This is a genomic window from Rossellomorea sp. NRS-1567, from assembly GCF_050467885.1.
In the GTDB taxonomy this organism is placed as follows: domain Bacteria; phylum Bacillota; class Bacilli; order Bacillales; family Bacillaceae_B; genus Rossellomorea; species Rossellomorea aquimaris_C.
In genome coordinates this window covers 85,447-105,492 of sequence record NZ_JBITPL010000002.1, presented here as the reverse complement: position 1 = coordinate 105,492, position 20,046 = coordinate 85,447, and the positions used below count along the sequence as shown (strand labels likewise).

The following is a 20,046-nucleotide window of genomic DNA, read 5'->3' as shown; positions in this document are numbered from 1 at the left end:
TCTCCTTTCGAGCACCAGCTTCTTTATTTCATGCTTCTTTAGGGTATGATAAATGTAAATTTAGGAGAGGTGGGGCTAATGCTGTTTCAAATAGAAAACGTAATATTTAAAAATATAGTAAGCATCGATCATATGGAGGTATCCTCAAACCGAACAACCTGCCTCATCGGTGAAAGCGGTGCGGGAAAGTCTACTCTTCTAAAATTGCTGAATAAAATGAATCTACCAGATGAAGGAACGATTTATTATAATGAGACTCCCTTACAAGAAATTGACTCTGTAAAACTTCGTAGAGAAGTAGTGATGATTTCACAAACCCCCTTATTGTTCGGGGATACAGTAGAAGAGAATTTGCAGAAGGGTCTTATTTTTTCGGAAAAGCCCCTTGCAAGTCGTGAGGAGCTCATGAAGGCACTGGAAATCGTAAAGCTGGATAAACCTTTGGATGGAATTGCTGAACGGTTATCCGGAGGGGAAAGACAGCGCCTGTCCCTTGCTAGGGTGCTATTGATGAAGCCACCTGTCTATTTATTGGACGAGCCAACGTCTGCTCTAGATGAGGAAATGGAAATTGAAGTGATGAGAAGCTTTATCGAAACTGCCAAAGGTCATGGAGGAACCATCATCATGGTCACTCATTCGACCAACGTTGCCGAGCAATATGGTGAAGAGATCATTACCATAGCAAAATAAAAGAAGGAGAGAGTATTTTGGATAAAGGCATTATTGATATTGAGTTGTGGAGATTTATAGCAGCATACGTCTTCGTTCTTCTATTGTTATTCATTGTGAAGTGGAGAGGGATTTCCAGGGAGAAGCAGATCATCCTGGCCTCTTTTAGAATGACCATTCAGTTAATCATGGCAGGTTACATACTGACTTATATTTTTGATCATCCAAGTCCGTGGCTTACGATAGGTATCATTGTGATTATGGAAGCCTTCGCCATCAGGAATATATTTAAACAGGTTAAATACGAGATGGATAAGAAACTGAAAGGGATTGCGGCCCTATCTTTACTAATTGGAACACTCATTAGCTTATTCTACTTTAATATGGTGGTGATCCATTTCTCACCTTGGTACGAACCTAGATATTTCATACCCATTGCGGGAATGATTGTGGGCAATTCCATGACGGGCATCACATTGGGGATCAATACTCTATTAGGGGGATTAAAGGATCAAAGAGAAAAGGTAGAAGGGGCCCTCATGCTCGGAGCAACCCCTAAAGCAGCCTCCAAGAAATATGTAGATAATGCCTTTGATGCAGCGATTCTTCCCACTCTCAATAATATGTTAGGGATGGGCATCATCTTTTTACCTGGAATGATGACAGGGCAGATCCTTTCGGGGATTAGTCCATTAGTAGCCATCGAGTATCAGATTGCCATACTTTTAGGTATAGTGGGGAGTGTAGCCTTAACGGTCATCAGTTTTATATTAATGGGATATAAGCAATTATTTACGAGAGATGCCCAATTAAATGTATAGATACCATATAGCACTCCTGTTCTAATCTAGTTTTTCCTGCATATGATAGAGAAAGAATGGAAGGAAAGGGGATAGTGCTATATGAATTACCAAACAGAACAGGCGCTAAGAGTGAAGAGTTTAGCCATGGATGTCATAGAAGAACTAATGAAAGAGGATGGCAAGCATGAGGTACAGGAATTAAAACAACTCTCAGAATTATTCTCTCGCTGCATATGTGACTTAGTAAACGTATATACAAACACCTCTGAAGATCATGAAATGACACTGAAGGGAACCATCATAAAAGCAAAAATCGGCTACAATATCATGAAGACTAAATCAGAAACGGTAGAAAGAGAATAGTATTATTTTGAATTAAATGACTCATACTAAAGATTCCCTCCCACATTGCTGAGGGGGATTTTTTTGATAAAGGCACATGAAATTTTACATAAATAGGTTCATAACAGTGGGAAATTTATGAAATACTAAAAAAATCAAGCTTTACAATTGTGTATCTCTTCATTGCATGCTATTCTTTTTTATTGAACAGCTTTATAGTAGGAATGGATTATTTACTAGAAATAGTTGACGTATTCTACATAATCCATTACTTTAATGAAGCAACCAAAAACAAGATAAATTAAGGAGTCGATTTACATGGCACAAAAAACATTTACAGTTACAGCTGAAACAGGAATTCACGCTCGTCCGGCAACTCTACTGGTTCAAACGGCAAGCAAATTCGACAGCGATGTACATCTAGAATACAAAGAAAAGAAAGTAAACTTGAAATCAATCATGGGTGTTATGTCTTTAGGTGTTGGTAAAGGTGCAGAAATCACAATCATTACTGAAGGTAGCGACGAAGATGAAGCGTTAAACAGCTTACAGGAAACATTGAACAAAGAAGGTTTAGCTGAGTAATGTCCAGTCTTTTAAAAGGAATTGCGGCATCAAATGGTATTGCCATAGCGAAAGCATATCGCTTAGTTGAACCCGACCTAAGCTTTGAAAAGAAAAACGTGGAAAATGCTGAACAGGAAGTATCACGCTTCCAGGAAGCCATTGCGACGTCAAAGTCAGAGCTTGAAGCGATCCGTGATAAAGCAAGAGAAGATTTAGGTGAAGATAAAGCTCAAATCTTTGAAGCGCATCTTCTTGTCCTAAGCGATCCAGAACTACTGACACCAATCGAAGACAAAGTGAAATCTGAAAATGTAAACGCTGAATTCGCCCTTAAAGAAACAGCGGATATGTTTGTATCCATGTTTGAATCCATGGACAATGAATACATGAAAGAACGCGCGTCAGATATTCGTGACGTGACGAAACGTGTCCTTTCACACCTTCTGGGCGTGCAGATTGCGAACCCTAGCATGGTGACAGAAGAAGTGATTGTGATCGCAGAGGATCTTACACCATCTGATACGGCACAATTAAACCGTGAATTTGTTAAAGGATTTACAACAGATATCGGTGGAAGAACATCCCACTCGGCCATTATGGCCCGTTCAATGGAGATTCCAGCTGTAGTGGGAACGAAATCCATTACTTCCTCTGTTGAAAATGGTGACATGATCATCGTTGACGGATTAAATGGACAAGTACATATTAATCCGACTCCGGAAGTCATCGAAGAGTATAAGAAAGAGCATGCCCGATATGAAGAACAAAAAGCTGAATGGGCGAAGCTTGTCAATGAACCAACGGTATCCAAGGATGGGGAGCATGTTGAACTTGCTGCCAATATTGGGACACCTAAGGACCTTGAAGGGGTGAAGAATCACGGCGGAGAAGGTGTAGGTCTGTATCGTACAGAATTCCTATACATGGGTCGTGATGAATTACCGTCTGAAGACGAGCAATACGAAGCTTATAAGGCTGTATTAGAAGGTATGGAAGGGAAACCTGTAGTGGTTCGTACCCTTGACATCGGTGGAGATAAAGAGCTTCCTTACTTAAATCTTCCGAAAGAAATGAACCCATTCCTGGGGTATCGTGCGATCCGACTTTGTCTGGACGAACAGGATATCTTCCGTACTCAGCTTAGAGCGTTATTAAAGGCCAGTCCATTTGGAAATCTGAAAATCATGTTCCCGATGATTTCAAATCTTCAAGAGTTCAGAGAAGCGAAAGCTATCCTTGAAGAAGAGAAAGAAGCTCTTCTTAAGAATGGTACAAATGTAGCTGATCATATTGAAGTGGGAATCATGGTAGAAATTCCATCCACAGCCGTAATGGCGGATGTTTTTGCCAAGGAAGTAGATTTCTTCTCTATCGGAACCAATGATCTGATTCAGTACACAATGGCTGCCGACCGCATGAATGAGCGGGTTTCCTACTTATACCAACCGTATAACCCTGCCATTTTACGTTTAGTCAAAATGGTAATTGATGCGGCTCATAAAGAAGGCAAATGGGCAGGTATGTGTGGTGAAATGGCCGGAGATGAGATTGCTGTTCCGATCCTTCTGGGATTAGGTTTGGATGAGTTCTCTATGAGTGCTACATCGATCTTACGCGCTCGTTCTCAAATTCGTCAGTTGAACCGTGCCGAAATGAAAGAACTGGCAGAGCAAGCACTACAATTAGACACCAATGATGCTGTCATTTCTGCTGTGAAAAAAGCGACATCAATGGAATGAATTTAGGTTTAGATGGTGGAAATGAGGGTATTATATCTGTGAAGAATAAGGCACACCCTTTGGGCCTTTTCATTCTCATTTCCCCCTTTCTTGTGGATTGAAGGAACTTATAGTTCTTTCAATCCCTTTTTTCTTTTCAGGGAGTGCATCAATTTACAAAACACGCTAGAACCTTGAACTTTTAAAGGGATTTTTCCATTCCATTAAAACCCCATAGTCACATGATTCTTCATCCTTCAGGTACCCTTTAACCGCTTTTAATGGAGTGCGTCCTGTTTGCAGAAGAAACGTAATGACGGGATCCTTGAATTCTCCACTCGTTAATTTCTGTATATATTCCTCAATCGGAAAATCTTTGGCCACTTTATGATAGGTAGGAATCCGACCGCCGCCAAGTAAGCGATCCAATTTTAAATGAACCACAATCTCAAACATGGCATTCATCAAGACTTTTCCAAGTTTAAATCCCCTATAATCAGGGTCGATACATAGATCTACCACATACAATGTATTTCCATTCTCATTGTGAGTCCGGATATATCCATCATCAGTTATGTCTTCCCACGTATGATGAGGTTCTAACGGATCAAAGTCGACGATTAAGCTTGTCATACTCCCCACTAACTTCCCGTCAACTTCCACACACATGGCCCCAAGAGGGAAATGAGACAAATGATGTGCGAGTTGGTCTTTATTCCACCACAATTCTGATGGGAAGGGAGGTGGGAATGCTCTTTTTTGAACGGATATCAAGTCGTCGAAATCATCCTTGCAATAATTTCTGATAACAGCTTTATAAATCTGATCGTTTCTGAAAACGTACTGTTCTTTCACATACATGTCAGAACCTCTCTTCTCAGAATTTACTTGTTCATTATACGTTATGAAAGCGCTTTTTTAAAGTGTTTTACTGAAATAACTTTTCTTCTGAAAAAAAATTGAATTTTTTGCAGAAGGGCGGTTTATCATTCTGGAAAGCGGGTATTCTATAATTAAGCATGAAATTGGAGATTAATTTCTCACTAACACCCCCTTTTCCTTTTTTTGAACCAACTCAGCTAACTGGGTTGGTTCTTTTTTTGCATTTTTATAACGGGAGTTGGTTCGTATAGTGAAAAAGAAGAAAGCGAATAATAATCTTATGCTAATCCATTGAAGGATAAGCATGATCAATAAAAGGGGTGTAAAAGAAATGGCGAAACGTACAAAAAAGAATGATCCACAACAAAAGAACAAAAAAGGGTTCGATTCTTCTAAGATCAATGCGGAATTTGCCCACGAAATCGGAAGTGCGGCAACAAACAAAATACACAAAGACAAAGCCAAAAAAGAAGAAGCATCTAAAAATAACGGTGAATATAAAGGGTAACATGAAGAGGGACGGACCTTGTTATACAAGGTCCGTCCCTCTTGTCAGGTTTGGATGAAGGAGTGGATACGGTCGAGTCCTTCTTTCAGCTGTTCCATGGAGCAGGCATAGGATAGTCGGAAGTAACCTTCTCCGAGCTCTGAAAAGGCATCCCCGGGTACGACAGCCACCTTTTTCTCTTGGGCAAGTGCCAACGAGAAATCAAATGAACTCAAAAGAATCCGATCAGGTATTTTGACGAAAAAGTAGAAGGCCCCGTCAGGTTTGACGATTCCTTCAAATCCCATCTCAACTAATCGGTTGTATACATAGTCCCTTCGTTTTTTATATTCTTTCTTCATATCTACAGCATCATCTTTTCCGTCTGTAAGAGCTTCATAGGCAGCTTTCTGGGAGACAGAAGAAGCACAGGAAACATTGTACTGGTGAACCTTTAGAAGATGGTTTGCAATCGATTCTGGAGCGAATACCAGCCCGATCCTCCAACCGGTCATACTATGTGATTTAGATAAACCATTGACGACGATGGTTTGATCTCTTAAATATTCAGCAATGGAATAATGTGAATCATCAAAGGTAAGCTCGCTATAAATTTCATCAGCCAACACAAAGATATTTCTATTTCTAAGCAAGTCGGCAATCTCTTTTAATTCCGCTTTTGATAGGCTTACCCCTGTTGGATTGGATGGATAAGGCAATATGACACATTTTGTAGAAGGAGTTAAGCTACCCTCAATAAGAGCGGCATCCAACTTAAAATCATTTTGTGTGATATCAACATGTACGGGATTAGCACCACAAAGTTTAATGATCGGTTCATAGCCTGGATACACAGGTCCGGGGATAAGGCAGTCATCTCCTTCGCATAATAGAGTACGAAGAATCACATCGATCCCCTGAGAAGCGCCGTTTGTGACTATGACCTCATTTACAGGGTTATAATGTACATTATATTTTTCTTTTACATATGAAGCCGCAGCTTCTCGTAATTCGAGGAATCCTGCATTATGGGTATAGGAAGTGAAGTCATCATCAATGGCAGCCTTCCCCGCGTCCTTAACATGTTGTGGGGTAGGAAAATCCGGCTGACCGATTGTCAGGGAAATGATGTCGTCTATGTCTGCCACCATATTAAAAAACTTTCGTATACCCGATATCTGGATGTCCTTGACCCGAGGGTTAATATACTGTTCCAATACGTACACCTACTTTAATAATTTGATTCATATTTTATCATTAATTCAAGCTTTTACGTAGTGATTTTGTTTGAATGTTGAAGAAAAAGGGAATGGATAAAAAAATAAATGTAAGTTAGGGAGAGCCTTATGATTCGAACGAGTATTATTATGGAGAATGGGGAAATTGAACAGAATGTTCCCTTATCCAGAATAAAAGAAAAGGGGGTTAAATGGTATTGGGTGGATTTTTCAGAGCCGACCAGTAAGGATATTCGGTTACTTAAACTGTACTTTCGATTCCATCCACTTGCAATAGAGGATTGCCTTGACGATTTCAGTCAGCGGGCTAAGCTAGATTTTTATGATCAGTACATATTTGTCCTTCTGCATGCCATTAATCAGAAAACCCTGGATTCTCACGAAGTGAATATGTTTGTGAACGCAAGTTTTATCGTAACCTTCCATAAGCAGCCTGTAAGGGAATTAAATAGTGTATGGGAAAAAGTTCAGCAAGAAGGGGATCAGCTAAGTCCCTTTAAGGTCATGCATGGAATTGGTGACCGGTTAGTGGACGATTATTTTCCGCTTGTTTATAGTATTGAAGACCGCCTCAATAAAATTGAAGATAACACGAATGAAGATGCTGATAGTGATTTGATGGATGAATTATTCGATATTCGTCATGATATGTCAAAGTTAAGAAGAACCCTCGTTCCCATGAGGGATTTATTATATCGAATCAGCAATTCAGGCAGATTGAATGCACTTAAAGAAGAGCAGCTTTATTTTAATGATGTGTACGATCATTTAATTAAGCTTGTCGAGATGCTTGAATCGTATCGTGAATTTTCATCTGATATCCGGGATAATTATTTATCCATTAACTCGGATAAAATGAATAATATCATGATGACTTTAACCGTCATTACGACGATTTTTATGCCTCTTACGTTTATTGCGGGCCTGTATGGGATGAACTTTGTCTATATGCCGGAACTCGATGAGCGAAGCGGATACTTTATCGTTCTCGGGGTTATGGGTATCATCGCACTGATCATGTTTGGTTTCTTTATGAAAATCGGCTGGCTCAGGTTCAGCACGAAAAAACGGAGAAAACGAAGAAGGCTCCTTCGTTTAAAATAAGAAGGCTAAAAAGCACGACGGCCGGTTAGATGGAGACCTGGTCACGATGGAGATTAATTTTCCTATGAAATTCCCGTAAACGGTAGATTTTTTTGAGAAAAAACGTTATATTGGTTGATGACAAAAGAAGAAGAACTGGGATTATAGATAAGTCTCGAGAGGTTCTAGCACAACCCTCTATAAAAAACTAAGGAAAACGGCATCCTTAGGTGTCGTTATTTTTTGTTAATGACGGCTTTAAAGCCAATGTTATAGGGTATCACAGAATCTCTTTCTTCTTTTCATGGCAAAAGAGCCTGTAGAAAAGAAAGGAGAACCTTTTATGAACACAGAGAAAGCGTTAGTCGTATTCAGCGGAGGTCAAGATAGTACAACGTGTTTATTTTGGGCAAAGAAAGCATTTAATGAAGTAGAAGCGGTGACATTTAACTATGGTCAGAGGCATGTTGCAGAGCTGGACTGTGCAAAAGAGATTGCAGAGGATCTGGAAGTCACTCACCATGTATTAGATATGAGTTTATTAAATCAATTGGCACCAAGTGCTTTAACACGGGCAGATGAAGAAATCACTCATCAGGATGGTGAATTACCGTCCACATTCGTTCCTGGGAGAAATCTATTATTCCTGTCATTTGCGGGCATACTAGCGAAGCAAATCGGAGCGAGGCATATTGTAACAGGTGTATGTGAAACGGATTTCAGCGGCTATCCTGATTGCCGGGATATTTTTGTGAAATCCTTGAATGTTTCCCTCAATCTATCCATGGATGATCAGTTTGTGATTCATACTCCACTTATGTGGATCAATAAGGCACAAACGTGGGAAATGGCAGATGATTTAGGTGCTTTCCGTTATGTACAGGAAAATACACTCACTTGCTATAATGGGGTTAAAGGCAGCGGGTGCGGTGAGTGCCCTGCATGTGAGCTTAGACAAAAAGGGCTGGAAGAATATAAAAGGGCAAAAAAAGGGGGAGAGGGAAGATGATACAACAAATCTACCCGACTCCTGACCACACTTATGAATTTGAATTAAATAAAGATATGCATTTTGCGGCGGCCCATTATATTCCACATGTGGATGCAGGAAGCTGTCAGGAGATCCATGGTCATACGTACTTTGCCAATATTACGATTGGCGGGGATCAGCTTGATGATTCCGGGTTTCTTATTAATTTCCAACACATTAAAAAGCTGATTCATAAGCGCTTTGATCATAAGGTTATGAACGAAGATGAATTGTTTTCTGCAGAGAACGGCAATGTGTTCCCGACCACTGAAGTTGTAGCGAAAGTGATGTGGGAAATCATTCAGGCTCATTTAGATACACTGTCTCACCAACCTAAATGCCTTCAAGTATTTTTAAGAGAAACACCGACAAGTTACGTCATTTACAGACCAAAGGTGAGACAATCATGAAGAAAATCCCCGTTTTAGAAGTATTTGGTCCCACCATTCAGGGGGAAGGTATGGTAATAGGTCAAAAGACGATGTTTGTTCGAACTGCGGGATGTGATTATAGTTGTTCCTGGTGTGATTCAGCCTTTACGTGGGATGGATCTGCGAAAGAGGATATTCAGCTTATGACGGCTGAAAAAGTGTGGAACAGGCTGAAAGAAGTCGGTGGGAACAAGTTCTCTCATGTAACCATTTCGGGTGGTAATCCTGCTCTGTTGGCTCATTTGAAGGAGCTTGTCGACATCTTAAAGGAGAATGGCATAGCTTCCGCCTTAGAGACGCAAGGAAGCCGCTGGCAGGATTGGTTCTATGATATAGATGACCTGACACTTTCTCCAAAGCCTCCAAGTTCGAAAATGGAGACTGATTTTGAGAAGCTGGATTTCATTGTTCAGCGTTTAATTGAAAACGGCTCACAATTCAGCTTAAAAGTTGTGGTGTTTGATGATAAAGATCTGGAATACGCCACAAAGATTCATAAACTCTATCCTGAAGTTCCATTCTATATTCAGACAGGTAACCCTTCTGTTTCCGAAGGAGATACACCAAAGCTTGTGTCAAATCTATTATTGGATTATGAAGCGCTCATTGAAGAGGTTTGTGAGAAGGAAGAATTAAATCATGTGCGGGTGCTCCCGCAGCTGCATACTTTGGTATGGGGAAACAAGCGCGGAGTATAATTGGAAAGCGATTGAAGGAATGTCTTCAATCGCTTTCTTTTATTTTTGAGGGTTTTCACGGTGCTCCTGATTTATTCTCCTTTGTCCTTCGAAATAAGAAAGTTCATCTGGTTCATCTATTCCATCAGCATTCTTCCCAAAAGCAATAATGGGAAGATTGTTTTGTGAGGGAAGGATGTGGTCACTAATTTCATCAAAATCAGGCAGGTTCCGGTTCTCTAAGTCCCTTCGATCGGTCATATATACACCTCCTCCCCTTAGTATGCATAGGGATTCATTTTCTATTACCACTTAGTTCACGGTATGGAAAGTGAGGGTTGAAAAACGTCTGCTTCCCGGACGGGTCTTACGACTTTTTTCATGATTACCTGTAAACATGTTCCTCGATTGTTCGATATAAGAAGAGTAAGGCAAATACTCATGTTTGTATGGAAGGACGAAATTAATTGAATCAATCAAACAGTATTCTTCTTGAAAGCGGGACCAATGAACTTGAGATTGTTGAATTTGAAGTTCATCACAATACATTTGGTATCAATGTAATTAAAGTGAAGGAGATCATTCAACCAACTCCTGTCATCCCTATTCCCCATTCTCATCCTCATGTGAAAGGACTCATTCAATTGAGGGGAGAGGTACTTCCAGTAATTGATATGGCAAGGGTACTGGGAGTGGAAGAGGTGGAAACATCCAATTCGAAGTACATTGTCGCTGAGTTTAATCAACAGAAAGTCGTTTTTCATGTACATAACGTTACTCAAATTCATCGCATTTCCTGGAATCAAATAGAAAAGCCTTCAGAAATGTATTCTGGTGTGCATTCCGGAATAATAGGAGTCATCAAGCGAAACGAATCAATGATATTGTTACTGGATTTTGAGAGTATCATGCTGGAAATCAATCCTGATACAGGGATCCGGGTGGAACAAGTGAAGAAGTTAGGACCAAGGGAGAGAAGGAATAAGAAGATTGTCGCTGCTGAGGATTCCCCTTTACTCCGCAAGCTTTTGAATGATACGTTGAGTGAAGCAGGATATGATGAAGTTGAGTTTTTTGAAAATGGAGCCGATGCATTCAACTATCTGGAATCACTTGTTGAGGGAAATCATGATATTCAACAGTCAGTTCAGCTTGTCATTACAGATATTGAAATGCCGCAAATGGACGGACATCATTTGACCAAAAGAATCAAAAGTCATTCTAAGCTCAATAAACTCCCAGTCATCATTTTTTCTTCACTGATTACAAATGATTTAAAACATAAAGGTGAGATGGTAGGAGCAGAAGATCAAATCAGTAAACCCGAGATTGCAGATCTGATTTTAAAAATTGATCAACATATATTGTAGAGTCAATTGAGATCGAGGATAATCATAAAGGGTTCAGACATTTGTCTGAACCCTTTATGACATATATGCGTTAATCTGCTAAAATCTTTGAGTATTAAAAGAAGCTATCGCCCAACTTTTTAAAAACAGGTTTTTGATAACTACTCTTCCCGTGCTTAGGTGGCTGTTCATTACGATCAGACATCCCTGTATAATGTTCTAAAATCCCTTTAGCCTGCTGAAGTCCCATTTTACATTTGGGATTCCTTAACGATTGATCAAGTGAACCAAGGTGAGGCAGTTCCTTGAAATCTTCCTTTGTTGGAGGGATATGAAAGGTATACTCTCCGCAATCAATCAATACGTCAGATTGTTGTTGACTATTCTTTGGGTTGTTGGAGAAGTGAAGTCCAACTTTCTTCGCCTTACCTTCGCGGATCATTTTCATTAAGGCTCGTTTTTTTAATGAATATAAGTATTTTGGGTTACCTGCTGTTTTCGCATGACGATTCACAGTGAAAATAGCTTGAGAGAGGGTGATTACGGATGTGGAAGAAGGGGTAGATTTACTAGTATTCCTCAAGTTATTGGCTCCTTTCCATTGTATTAATCTTCATTATACCTCCTTTTTAAGGGATTGGAAAGGTACGGTGGGGAGTTTCTTGTTGAAAGTTAGTAATATTTTGACAGGTCCATTTTTATAGTAGGAGGAATTATAGCGTTACCTTAAAAGGATATGACGGGGTAGCCAGGCCTTAAAGTGAAAGCTGTAGAGGGTAAATATCATAAAGGCTCTACCTAAAGAATGTAACACATACATTTTCAGGTGAGCCTTATGTTTATCTTTGGGGGTATATATTAATATTCTCTGTAAAGTTGTACGGTGAAGATTGGAAATTATTACCTCCGTAGGGTTGTTGGTAAGGAGGGTAAGGATACCCCCCGTAAGGCGGATAAGGTGGATAGCATGCAGGACCGTAGCAAGGTCTGTTGAAAAGGAACGGGCTAATGGCCAACCCGGCTAATCCTCCTACTAAAAACGGTAATCCAAAGAAAGGGAAGAAGCGCTGATCTCCTCCTCTATACTGAGGATAACGGTGATATGGGTAATATGCGTGTTGATACATATACAATAAACCTCCTCTCTCTATTCACATTAGTGTATGGTTCATATCCGAGCTGCGCGCCTGTCTCATCTATAATAGGCAGACGAATGGAGTGGAATATAGGTATAAAGTAATGGGTATTAAAGAAAATAACGAATATTCTTATAAGAATGTAGGAAATTCTTGGATTAACTAGTAAAATATAATTAGGATGCATTATATAGAAAATGACAGAAGGCTAAAAGGATGACGAAGCCATGAAATGGACTACTATTATAGACACCAACGGTCAAGATCAACGGGTCCTTGACACTGTATTGAAAGAACTTATTTTAGATCATATACATGATATGATTTTCATTATGAAGGTTGAAGAGGGACCTTCTTTCAGGTACCTATACATAAATGAATCAGCCAAAAGGTACACATCCATTCAGCCTGGAGATATGGGACGCCTTTTGGAAGAAGTGGTTTCATTCGAGATGGCCACGGACTTACAGGAGAAATACACCCAACTTGTTCAAAACGGTGAGAGCGTTACCTATCAGGATACTTTTTTTCATACGAATGGAAGTCAGGTTGTGAACGAATCGATACTGACTCCCATCAAGGATGGATATGGAAAGGTAGAGTACGTTGTTTCCATTACGAGAGATATAACTTCATCCATTCTGGAGAAGAAGAAATTAATGAAAGCGAAAGAACGATACAAATCCATTATCGAGCATAATCTGGATGCCATATTCATTCTGGACGGACAAGGTATCATCAAGGAATCTAACGGAGCAGGCTGCTCATTAACAGGCTATTCAAAAGAAAACTTGGTAAATATGAAAATCTATGATTTATTTCACTCTCAAAATGAGAAACTCTTGACAGAATCGCTAATGCAAACACTAATGGGAACTCCTTCAACGATTGATTATAGTCTTCTTCTTAACGAAGCCGGAGAGGAGAAAATAACCCAGCTGAAAATGGTTCCCATCGTCGTAAAAGAAAAGTGTGACGGCTGTTATATTATCGTGAAGGATATAACCAAGCATCATGAACAGAATGAAATGATCCATTATATGGCTCTGCATGATCAATTAACGGGTCTATGGAACAGGAAAGCACTGGATGATCATGTCCCTTTGATCATTCATAATATGGAAGAAAGAGGGATAGAGCTCTCCCTTTTATACCTGGATCTAGATCGGTTTAAATTTGTAAATGATACCCTTGGTTTAAAGGGAGGAGACCGGTTCCTCAAAAAAATCACAGAGCGTTTGGTAACCCTTACGAATGAAGAAAGTTTATTATACAGACAAGGAGGGGATGAATTCATTTTTCTGTTGAAGAATAGCGGTTTTGAAGATACCAAGATGAAAGCGAAGGAAATCTTGGCACTTTTCATAGACCCTTTCACTATAGATGAGCAGGAATTTTACATCTCTCCTTCGGTTGGAATCAGCCGTTATCCTGCAGATGGATATGATTCTAATTCACTCATTCAAAAAGCTGCTCAAGCACTCTTTGAAGTAAAAGAAAAAGGAAGAGCCCATTATCGATTTTACCAAACGCATATGAAATCAAGTTTTCCGAATTATATCATCATGGAAGCTCATCTGAGAAGAGCCATAGAGAAGGGCGAGCTATACGTACACTATCAGCCACAGGTAAACCTAGCGACAGGTACCATTGATAGCTTCGAAGCGTTAGTACGCTGGAACAACCGTAAATTTGGGTTTGTATCCCCTGCACAGTTCATTCCGTTGGCAGAAGAAACAGGCTTGATTCATCAAATTGGCGAATGGGTTCTGGAGCAGGTGTGTATACAGCTTCAAAAGTGGCGAAACAAAGGATATAAGACGGTACGTGTGGCCATCAACATTTCTCCCAAGCAATTTCTTCAGGAGCAGTTAGTAGATACCATTGATTTCTATTTATCAACGTATAATCTTCCCGCTTCTTGCATAGAAATTGAAATTACGGAGGGAGCCATGCAAGATACCCAACAAACATTAAAAATGCTGAGAAAGCTTAAAGAGCTTGGTGTGTACATTTCTGTGGATGATTTTGGAACAGGATATTCCTCTCTTCATTATCTGAAACGATTCCCCATTGACATACTGAAAATCGATCAATCGTTTGTGAAAGAGATTGGCTTGAATCAGAAGGATTCTGCCATAACGACTACCATCATCCATCTTGCACATAGCCTGGGTCTTGAAGTAATTGCAGAAGGTGTGGAAAGAGAGGGACAAGTTGACTTTCTTAAAGAGGCGAACTGCCAAAAAGCTCAAGGCTATTTCTTTAGTAAACCGATCTGCCCGAAGGAGATCGAGCAGCAGCAATTTGTTCTTATGTAACGTTCTTGCCCCACTACTTGAGGCAGCCATGATGATACGTTTTATTTAAATTCTTTTTCCCATACGTCTGTAAATAGCGATGAAATGTTTGACAGAGTAGTTCCTATGACTTATTTTAAAGTGAGGAGAGTAAAAGATTCATAGACAGGCATAAAAGGATCGAAATCCGTGTGAATCAGAGTTCCGAATGCTTTATAAAGGAGAGGGATTATGAAAAAGACAAAACGTATGGAAATCCTATTTCTCCCTACCGAAAGAGGAACGATTAAAGCATATATTTATGGCTTTAAAACTCCTCGATCTTTAGGTCGGGTAGTCGTTTCATATAATGATGTTTCTGTTGAGGCAAAAGGATATAGAAGAAACAAAACCATTATTAAGGCGTTGGCACAATTACACAATACCATTGTTAACAATCCGGATAGTTGATTTTTTAGACTGATTTTTAAGAAAAAGATATTTTCTTAAAAATCAGTTTTTTTATATTTAAATTGGTTGCAGCGCATCACTATATGATAAAATTGTGAGTGAACATTCATTCATAAATAAGGGGGAGTTACATATGGGAGAGCAACAAGTTGTAATTGTAACAGGCGGTTCGAATGGTATGGGGAAATATATGGCGAAGCACTTTGTAGAGTCTGGCGCAAGCGTCGTCGTAACAGGGAGAAATGAAGAACGACTAAAATCGGTGAAAGATGAGTTTTCGTCTCTTGATGGAAAGATTGAAGTATTCCAAATGGATGTCAGGGAACAGGAACACGTAAAGGCCATGGTTGAATTTACGGCTGAGAAGTTCGGCAAAATAGATGTACTCATTAACAATGCAGCTGGTAATTTTATTTGTCCTGCTGAAAAGCTTACACCTAATGGCTGGAAATCTGTTATTGATATCGTTCTAAATGGAACGTTCCTGTGCTCACATGCCGTAGGAAATTATTGGATTGAGAACAATCAAAAGGGGTCCATCATTAATATGGTTGCCACTTACGCTTGGAATGCAGGTGCAGGGGTGGCTCATTCAGCGGCTGCCAAAGCCGGAGTCCTATCGTTAACCCGCACTCTTGCCGTCGAGTGGGGCCATAAGTATGGTATTCGTACAAATGCCATTGCACCAGGACCGATTGAAAGAACCGGCGGGGCCGAGAAGCTTTGGATTTCTGAAGAGGCGGCGAAAAGGACTATTGATAGCGTCCCGTTAAAACGATTAGGAACACCGGAAGAGATCGCGGGTCTTGCTTACTTTATTGCGTCAGATCAGGCGGCGTATATAAACGGAGAATGCATCACAATGGACGGGGGCCAATGGCTGAATCAATTTCCGTTCTAATATAAGGATGAACTAAGGATTAAAAGCTTTCCCCCATATGTCTAGATGACAGGGCAGGGGAAAGCTTTTTGTTTATGTCTTTTCGATTCCACTTTATAGTTGTGATATAATTATCCAAAAAAACATGAGTAATGGTGGGGGAGTGCCCATGGACGCATTAGAGGTGTTAACCAATATAGAAAAAGTGATTCCGTACTTTCAACCGATTTTCAGTGCGGATGAACATAAAATCATCGGCTACGAGGTATTAGGGAGAATAGGTGTGGATGAAGGAACGATCGAGAGTCTTGGTCCATTTTTTGGAGATGAAGAGATACCGGATGAATATAAAGTGGAAGTGGACGAACGAATTACCAGACTGGCTTTAAGTAAGTTTTTAGATGAGGAAGAAGAGGGATATATCTTCTTAAACCGTGATGCAAGGCTATTGATGATTGACCACGGGGAATCTTTTCTGGAGCTCCTTCAAGAGTACGAAAAAAAGGGTTTGAATTTGACCCGGACGGTCATTGAGCTGTCTGAAAAAACGTTTATTGGGGACTTTGATCAGCTGGTTCATTTGCTTCTGTATTACAAAACATATGGAATTAAGATTGCAATTGATAACGTGGGCGGAAACAGTGGTCAGTTGGATCGGCTATCTCAATTCTCACCTGATATTTTGAAGGTGGATTTATACCAACTGAGAAATGATGCGGGGAATAAAGTCTATAAAGATATATTGTACAGTTTGTCAATGCTTGCGAGAAAGATTGGGGCGTCCCTCTTATTTGAGAATATCGAAATCAACTTTCAACTGCAGTTTGCCTGGTTGAACGGTGGTCGTTATTATCAAGGATATTATCTGCAGCACCCGTCAGACTCATTTTTGGAGCCGGATATCCTTAAAGAAAAATTGAAGGAAAAATGTCAGGACTATATTCGATATGAGAAAAAGCATCTTGAAGCAGGGTATGAATTCGCAGACGTCCTACATAAAGAAATCAGTCAAAAGTTGAATATGATAAAAAAACAAAGCACCGAGTTCGATGACATACTCTTTGACTTGGGGAAGTATTTTACCGACAAATGCTTCCGGCTATACATTTGTGATGAAAATGGCTTCCAAGTGACTAGTAACGTAGTAAAAGCTGATCAAAAGTGGCTGATAGAACCAAGGTACAAAGGAAAGAACTGGAGCTGGCGCCCGTACTTTCTGGAAAATATCATACGTATGAGGATCAATAAGAAAGGTCTATTATCGGACATTTACAGCGATATTGATTCAGGAGAATCCATCCGGACGTATTCCTTCCCATTTGGCAACGGCTTGTATTTATTTATGGATCTTTCGTATGAATTTTTATTTGAGGAGGATGGTTTGATCTTTTAAATCCTGGGCGCCTCTGGTCAAAGCCCTTCCGCTTTTCTTGATGTCCAGCTACAGGGCTTAGAGGCTCGAGGTCATAAGATGAGCATACCAAAAAGGCAAAGAGCGCCTTTCCGGTATGCTCATCTTATGCTTGTCGCCTCTGGGCAAAGCCCTTCCGCTTTTCTTGATCCAGCTACAGGGCTTAGAGGCTCGAGGTCATAAGCCAAAGCTGACAAAAAGGCAAAAATGCGCTTTTCTGTCAGCTTTGTCTTATGCTTGTCGCATCTGGGCAAAGCCCTTCCGCTTTTCTTGTATAGCCTTTTCCTATTGGGACAAATTATTCTTAAGGACATTTTGTAAGGAGGGGCTATGATGAGTATATATATGATCGTGCTTGCCCTGCTTGTTATAGGGATAGCAGGTTATTCGTTGGTGTATACCTTTAAACTGGCTGGACAGGAAAAGCGGCTGAAGGGTGAATATGACACAGATATACCGGATGTTGTGAAGGAGCATCCTTATATTCGAAATCCTATTTTCTTGTCTATCTTAATTGCCACCATTCTCATTACACTGTTTATTATATATTGGTCCGTTCGCTATTTATCATAATCAAAAGGGTGCCGCATGAAATCATGCGGCACCCTTTTTGGTTAAATGTACCATTGATTTTTGTGTTTGACTGACACCAATAGGGGGAATTTTACAACCAAACCAAAATATATGTCAGTCTTTGTTAGGATTTAACGAACAAATGATAACCAATCGACAATTTTCCATTGCTACAATAATTTCAACAAGTTTATTAAGGGAGGGAAAGCAAATGGAAATGAAAAAATTATGGCTATTATTACTAATTGTAGGGCTCGTTACAGCGGCATGCGGGCAAGTCAGTCAAACCCAGGCATCAGAATTTACTGAAGATAACGCATTATCTCTTGTGGAAGATGCCTTTCGTACCCAAGTATCATTAAGTGAAAAACCACAATCGAAGAAACAGATTAATGACAAGCTGTCACAGTATTTCACAAAGGATCTAACAGCAAGCTTCATAAAGGAAAATGTATATGAAGTTGAAGGTGGTTATATCACATTTGGATCGGACTTCGCACCACACTATGTTCCATTTTTTAAGTATGATGATTCTACTAACGTAAAATACATAGATGGGAAATGGTACGTATGGGAAGAACGAACAGCTGAGGAAGAAGGCCCTGTGTCCCAGGTTTCAGGTATAGAAGCTGTCGTATTAAGTGAAGAAGAAGGTACTTGGAAGATTTCATCCATTACTTACGAGGTACCAGAGGAAATTCAATCCGAATAATACAAGAAAAGTTGGCCGTGAAAAGTGAATAGGCCAACTTTTTTTGTTGAATAACTTAATGTTTATTTGTTTAATGCTGCCGTTAGGGCTTCTAGGTTGAAGCCTGAAATCACTACAGAGTCCACTGTGATTGTCGGAGTGGAATATGACTTCAGCTCTTTTACCAGGTAATCTCTTGCTTGTTCATCTTCTTTGATATTGATTTCTTTGTATTCAACATTGTGTTCCTTCAAATACATTTTGACCACTTCACAGGGTGGGCATTCTGGTTGAGTGTATAAGGTGACTTTTTTCATGATGGTTTTTCTCCTTTGCTTTGCCTTAGGAAATAATCTACGATTCCCATTGCAGAAACGTTCGTATCCAGTGTTACTATTTTGAAAATCGGGTTGTCAGGATCAACGCCCTTTTGGACCATCTTACTCTTTGTAAGTTCAAAAAGTAAAGCGGATATCGATTTTACGTTCTCTTCTACTGTTCTTTTGGAAGAGAACTGTTCCTCGCTTTTTTCCATGAAAAGATCAAGCCATCTTTGTACTTCCCCTAATGCAAATGATACTTCTTCAGTGACACCGTAGTGCCCAAAATACAAGCGATCGAGCTGCAGATCCCTATACATGCGTATGGAATCCTTCATGTTTTCAGGGCTAAATTGATTGGGAGAAGTAGAAGGGATATAGAAGTGCTTTGACCCCACCGTATACTGGATTCCGCATGTGTCCCCGGTGAACATCCCATTTGATACAGGATCAAAGATACTTAAATGGTGATTTGCATGACCAGGGGTGTGGTAAAACGTTAATGTACAGTTTTCGCTCAGAGTCAGTTTTTCTTCATGCTCCATCACAATCATCCGGTCATCCGGAATTGGTACGATCGGGTGGAAAAGATCATCGAATTTCTCTCCATATACCGCTCTTGCTCCTCGGATCAAGCGTGTGGGGTCTGAAAGGTGACGACGTCCTTTCGGGTGAACGATGACCTTTGCATTGGGGCATTCCTTCAGGAAAAGACCGGCACCCCCTGCATGATCAAGATGTATATGAGTTAAAATTATGTATTGAATATCTTTAAGATTAATGTTTAACTTAGAGAGACCTTTTTTTAGATGAGGTATAGAAGGACTGGCAGATGTTTCGATTATGGTAAGGGACTCTTCGTTTATAATATAACTTCCTGTACGTTCCTGTAGTGATAAATCCATTAGATCAACTAACGATATTCGCGAATCTATACGATAAATACTCATCGGATCCATCCTTTCGGGGAGAATATATTTCTACCCTTTCATTATAAAGGAATTTA

Annotated in this window: 23 protein-coding genes and 1 riboswitch; of the genes, 17 read left to right on the top strand and 6 right to left on the bottom strand. The window is 39.9% G+C overall.

Translation table 11 applies throughout. From position 1 onward, the window contains the following. Positions 1–78: 78 nt before the first annotated feature. From ACIFOD_RS02190 to ptsP, 5 genes are all read left to right on the top strand, one after another. Positions 79–693: an ABC transporter ATP-binding protein gene (locus ACIFOD_RS02190; RefSeq protein ID WP_430313312.1), complete on the top strand. Its 615-nt coding sequence runs from the start codon at positions 79–81 to the stop codon at positions 691–693. A gap of 17 nt (positions 694–710) precedes the next feature. Then, on the top strand, positions 711–1,493 hold the full coding sequence (locus ACIFOD_RS02185) for an ABC transporter permease (protein WP_430313311.1): 783 nt from the start codon (positions 711–713) through the stop codon (positions 1,491–1,493). 81 nt (positions 1,494–1,574) lie between these two features. Continuing rightward, positions 1,575–1,838, top strand: coding sequence for a hypothetical protein (locus ACIFOD_RS02180; protein ID WP_430313310.1), 264 nt, complete (start codon positions 1,575–1,577; stop codon positions 1,836–1,838). Between the two features lie 297 nt (positions 1,839–2,135). Further along, on the top strand, positions 2,136–2,402 hold the full coding sequence (locus ACIFOD_RS02175) for a phosphocarrier protein HPr (RefSeq protein ID WP_098440935.1): 267 nt from the start codon (positions 2,136–2,138) through the stop codon (positions 2,400–2,402). After that, positions 2,402–4,123, top strand: a complete 1,722-nt coding sequence (gene ptsP, locus ACIFOD_RS02170; protein WP_430313309.1) for a phosphoenolpyruvate--protein phosphotransferase — start codon at positions 2,402–2,404, stop codon at positions 4,121–4,123. Before ACIFOD_RS02175 ends, ptsP begins: the two co-directional genes overlap by 1 nt. Before the next feature lie 165 nt (positions 4,124–4,288). On the opposite strand, the gene ACIFOD_RS02165 is transcribed toward ptsP, so the two are convergent. Continuing rightward, the gene (locus tag ACIFOD_RS02165; RefSeq protein WP_430313308.1) at positions 4,289–4,963 is read right to left on the bottom strand and encodes a GNAT family N-acetyltransferase; all 675 of its coding nucleotides are present in this window, start codon (positions 4,961–4,963) and stop codon (positions 4,289–4,291) included. A gap of 352 nt (positions 4,964–5,315) precedes the next feature. On the opposite strand from ACIFOD_RS02165, the gene ACIFOD_RS02160 reads away from it, so the two are divergent. After that, a complete protein-coding gene (locus ACIFOD_RS02160; protein ID WP_430313307.1) occupies positions 5,316–5,492 on the top strand; it encodes a hypothetical protein in 177 nt (58 codons plus the stop codon). Between the two features lie 44 nt (positions 5,493–5,536). Here the strand turns inward: ACIFOD_RS02160 and ACIFOD_RS02155 are convergent, their stop codons facing one another. Beyond that, entirely contained in the window at positions 5,537–6,688 is a 1,152-nt protein-coding gene (locus ACIFOD_RS02155; RefSeq protein ID WP_430313306.1) for an aminotransferase A, read from the bottom strand. 129 nt (positions 6,689–6,817) lie between these two features. On the opposite strand from ACIFOD_RS02155, the gene corA reads away from it, so the two are divergent. The 4 genes from corA to queE all read left to right on the top strand — a co-directional run bounded on the left by corA (position 6,818) and on the right by queE (position 9,951). After that, complete coding sequence (corA, locus tag ACIFOD_RS02150) at positions 6,818–7,813, top strand: magnesium/cobalt transporter CorA (RefSeq protein ID WP_430313305.1); 996 nt, start codon at positions 6,818–6,820, stop codon at positions 7,811–7,813. 152 nt (positions 7,814–7,965) lie between these two features. Continuing rightward, positions 7,966–8,010: riboswitch (PreQ1 riboswitch) on the top strand. A 125-nt stretch (positions 8,011–8,135) separates the two neighbouring features. Continuing rightward, complete coding sequence (queC, locus tag ACIFOD_RS02145; RefSeq protein WP_430313304.1) at positions 8,136–8,801, top strand: 7-cyano-7-deazaguanine synthase QueC; 666 nt, start codon at positions 8,136–8,138, stop codon at positions 8,799–8,801. After that, entirely contained in the window at positions 8,798–9,232 is a 435-nt protein-coding gene (locus ACIFOD_RS02140; RefSeq protein ID WP_430313303.1) for a 6-carboxytetrahydropterin synthase, read from the top strand. The genes queC and ACIFOD_RS02140 overlap by 4 nt, the downstream gene beginning before the upstream one ends. Continuing rightward, positions 9,229–9,951 carry a 7-carboxy-7-deazaguanine synthase QueE gene (gene queE / locus ACIFOD_RS02135; protein ID WP_430313302.1) on the top strand — a complete coding sequence of 241 codons (723 nt, stop codon included), beginning with the start codon at positions 9,229–9,231 and terminating at the stop codon, positions 9,949–9,951. Before ACIFOD_RS02140 ends, queE begins: the two co-directional genes overlap by 4 nt. A 39-nt stretch (positions 9,952–9,990) precedes the next feature. On the opposite strand, the gene ACIFOD_RS02130 is transcribed toward queE, so the two are convergent. Continuing rightward, positions 9,991–10,191, bottom strand: coding sequence for a hypothetical protein (locus ACIFOD_RS02130; protein ID WP_397553858.1), 201 nt, complete (start codon positions 10,189–10,191; stop codon positions 9,991–9,993). A gap of 206 nt (positions 10,192–10,397) precedes the next feature. Between ACIFOD_RS02130 and ACIFOD_RS02125 the strand changes: the two genes are divergently transcribed. After that, positions 10,398–11,300 carry a chemotaxis protein gene (locus ACIFOD_RS02125; RefSeq protein ID WP_430313301.1) on the top strand — a complete coding sequence of 301 codons (903 nt, stop codon included), beginning with the start codon at positions 10,398–10,400 and terminating at the stop codon, positions 11,298–11,300. 94 nt (positions 11,301–11,394) lie between these two features. Here the strand turns inward: ACIFOD_RS02125 and ACIFOD_RS02120 are convergent, their stop codons facing one another. Continuing rightward, complete coding sequence (locus ACIFOD_RS02120; RefSeq protein ID WP_430313300.1) at positions 11,395–11,862, bottom strand: YkyB family protein; 468 nt, start codon at positions 11,860–11,862, stop codon at positions 11,395–11,397. A gap of 780 nt (positions 11,863–12,642) precedes the next feature. Between ACIFOD_RS02120 and ACIFOD_RS02115 the strand changes: the two genes are divergently transcribed. The 6 genes from ACIFOD_RS02115 (at position 12,643) to ACIFOD_RS02090 (ending at position 18,741) form a co-directional block, all read left to right on the top strand. Beyond that, on the top strand, positions 12,643–14,736 hold the full coding sequence (locus ACIFOD_RS02115; RefSeq protein ID WP_430313299.1) for a sensor domain-containing protein: 2,094 nt from the start codon (positions 12,643–12,645) through the stop codon (positions 14,734–14,736). Between the two features lie 210 nt (positions 14,737–14,946). Then, complete coding sequence (locus ACIFOD_RS02110) at positions 14,947–15,165, top strand: hypothetical protein (protein ID WP_113968404.1); 219 nt, start codon at positions 14,947–14,949, stop codon at positions 15,163–15,165. A 133-nt stretch (positions 15,166–15,298) separates the two neighbouring features. Further along, the gene (fadH, locus tag ACIFOD_RS02105; RefSeq protein WP_430313298.1) at positions 15,299–16,066 is read left to right on the top strand and encodes a 2,4-dienoyl-CoA reductase; all 768 of its coding nucleotides are present in this window, start codon (positions 15,299–15,301) and stop codon (positions 16,064–16,066) included. Between the two features lie 148 nt (positions 16,067–16,214). Then, positions 16,215–17,438, top strand: coding sequence for an EAL-associated domain-containing protein (locus ACIFOD_RS02100; protein ID WP_430313297.1), 1,224 nt, complete (start codon positions 16,215–16,217; stop codon positions 17,436–17,438). Positions 17,439–17,789: 351 nt separating this feature from the next. Next, positions 17,790–18,029 carry a hypothetical protein gene (locus ACIFOD_RS02095; RefSeq protein ID WP_258549563.1) on the top strand — a complete coding sequence of 80 codons (240 nt, stop codon included), beginning with the start codon at positions 17,790–17,792 and terminating at the stop codon, positions 18,027–18,029. A 211-nt stretch (positions 18,030–18,240) separates the two neighbouring features. Then, positions 18,241–18,741 (top strand): DUF3993 domain-containing protein, encoded by a 501-nt coding sequence (locus ACIFOD_RS02090; RefSeq protein ID WP_430313296.1) that lies wholly within the window; start codon positions 18,241–18,243, stop codon positions 18,739–18,741. Positions 18,742–18,803: 62 nt separating this feature from the next. Here the strand turns inward: ACIFOD_RS02090 and ACIFOD_RS02085 are convergent, their stop codons facing one another. Together ACIFOD_RS02085 and ACIFOD_RS02080 are read right to left on the bottom strand one after the other, a co-directional pair. Continuing rightward, entirely contained in the window at positions 18,804–19,037 is a 234-nt protein-coding gene (locus ACIFOD_RS02085) for a glutaredoxin family protein (RefSeq protein ID WP_430313295.1), read from the bottom strand. Further along, positions 19,034–19,990 (bottom strand): MBL fold metallo-hydrolase, encoded by a 957-nt coding sequence (locus ACIFOD_RS02080; RefSeq protein WP_430313294.1) that lies wholly within the window; start codon positions 19,988–19,990, stop codon positions 19,034–19,036. The genes ACIFOD_RS02085 and ACIFOD_RS02080 overlap by 4 nt, the downstream gene beginning before the upstream one ends. Positions 19,991–20,046: the final 56 nt, after the last annotated feature.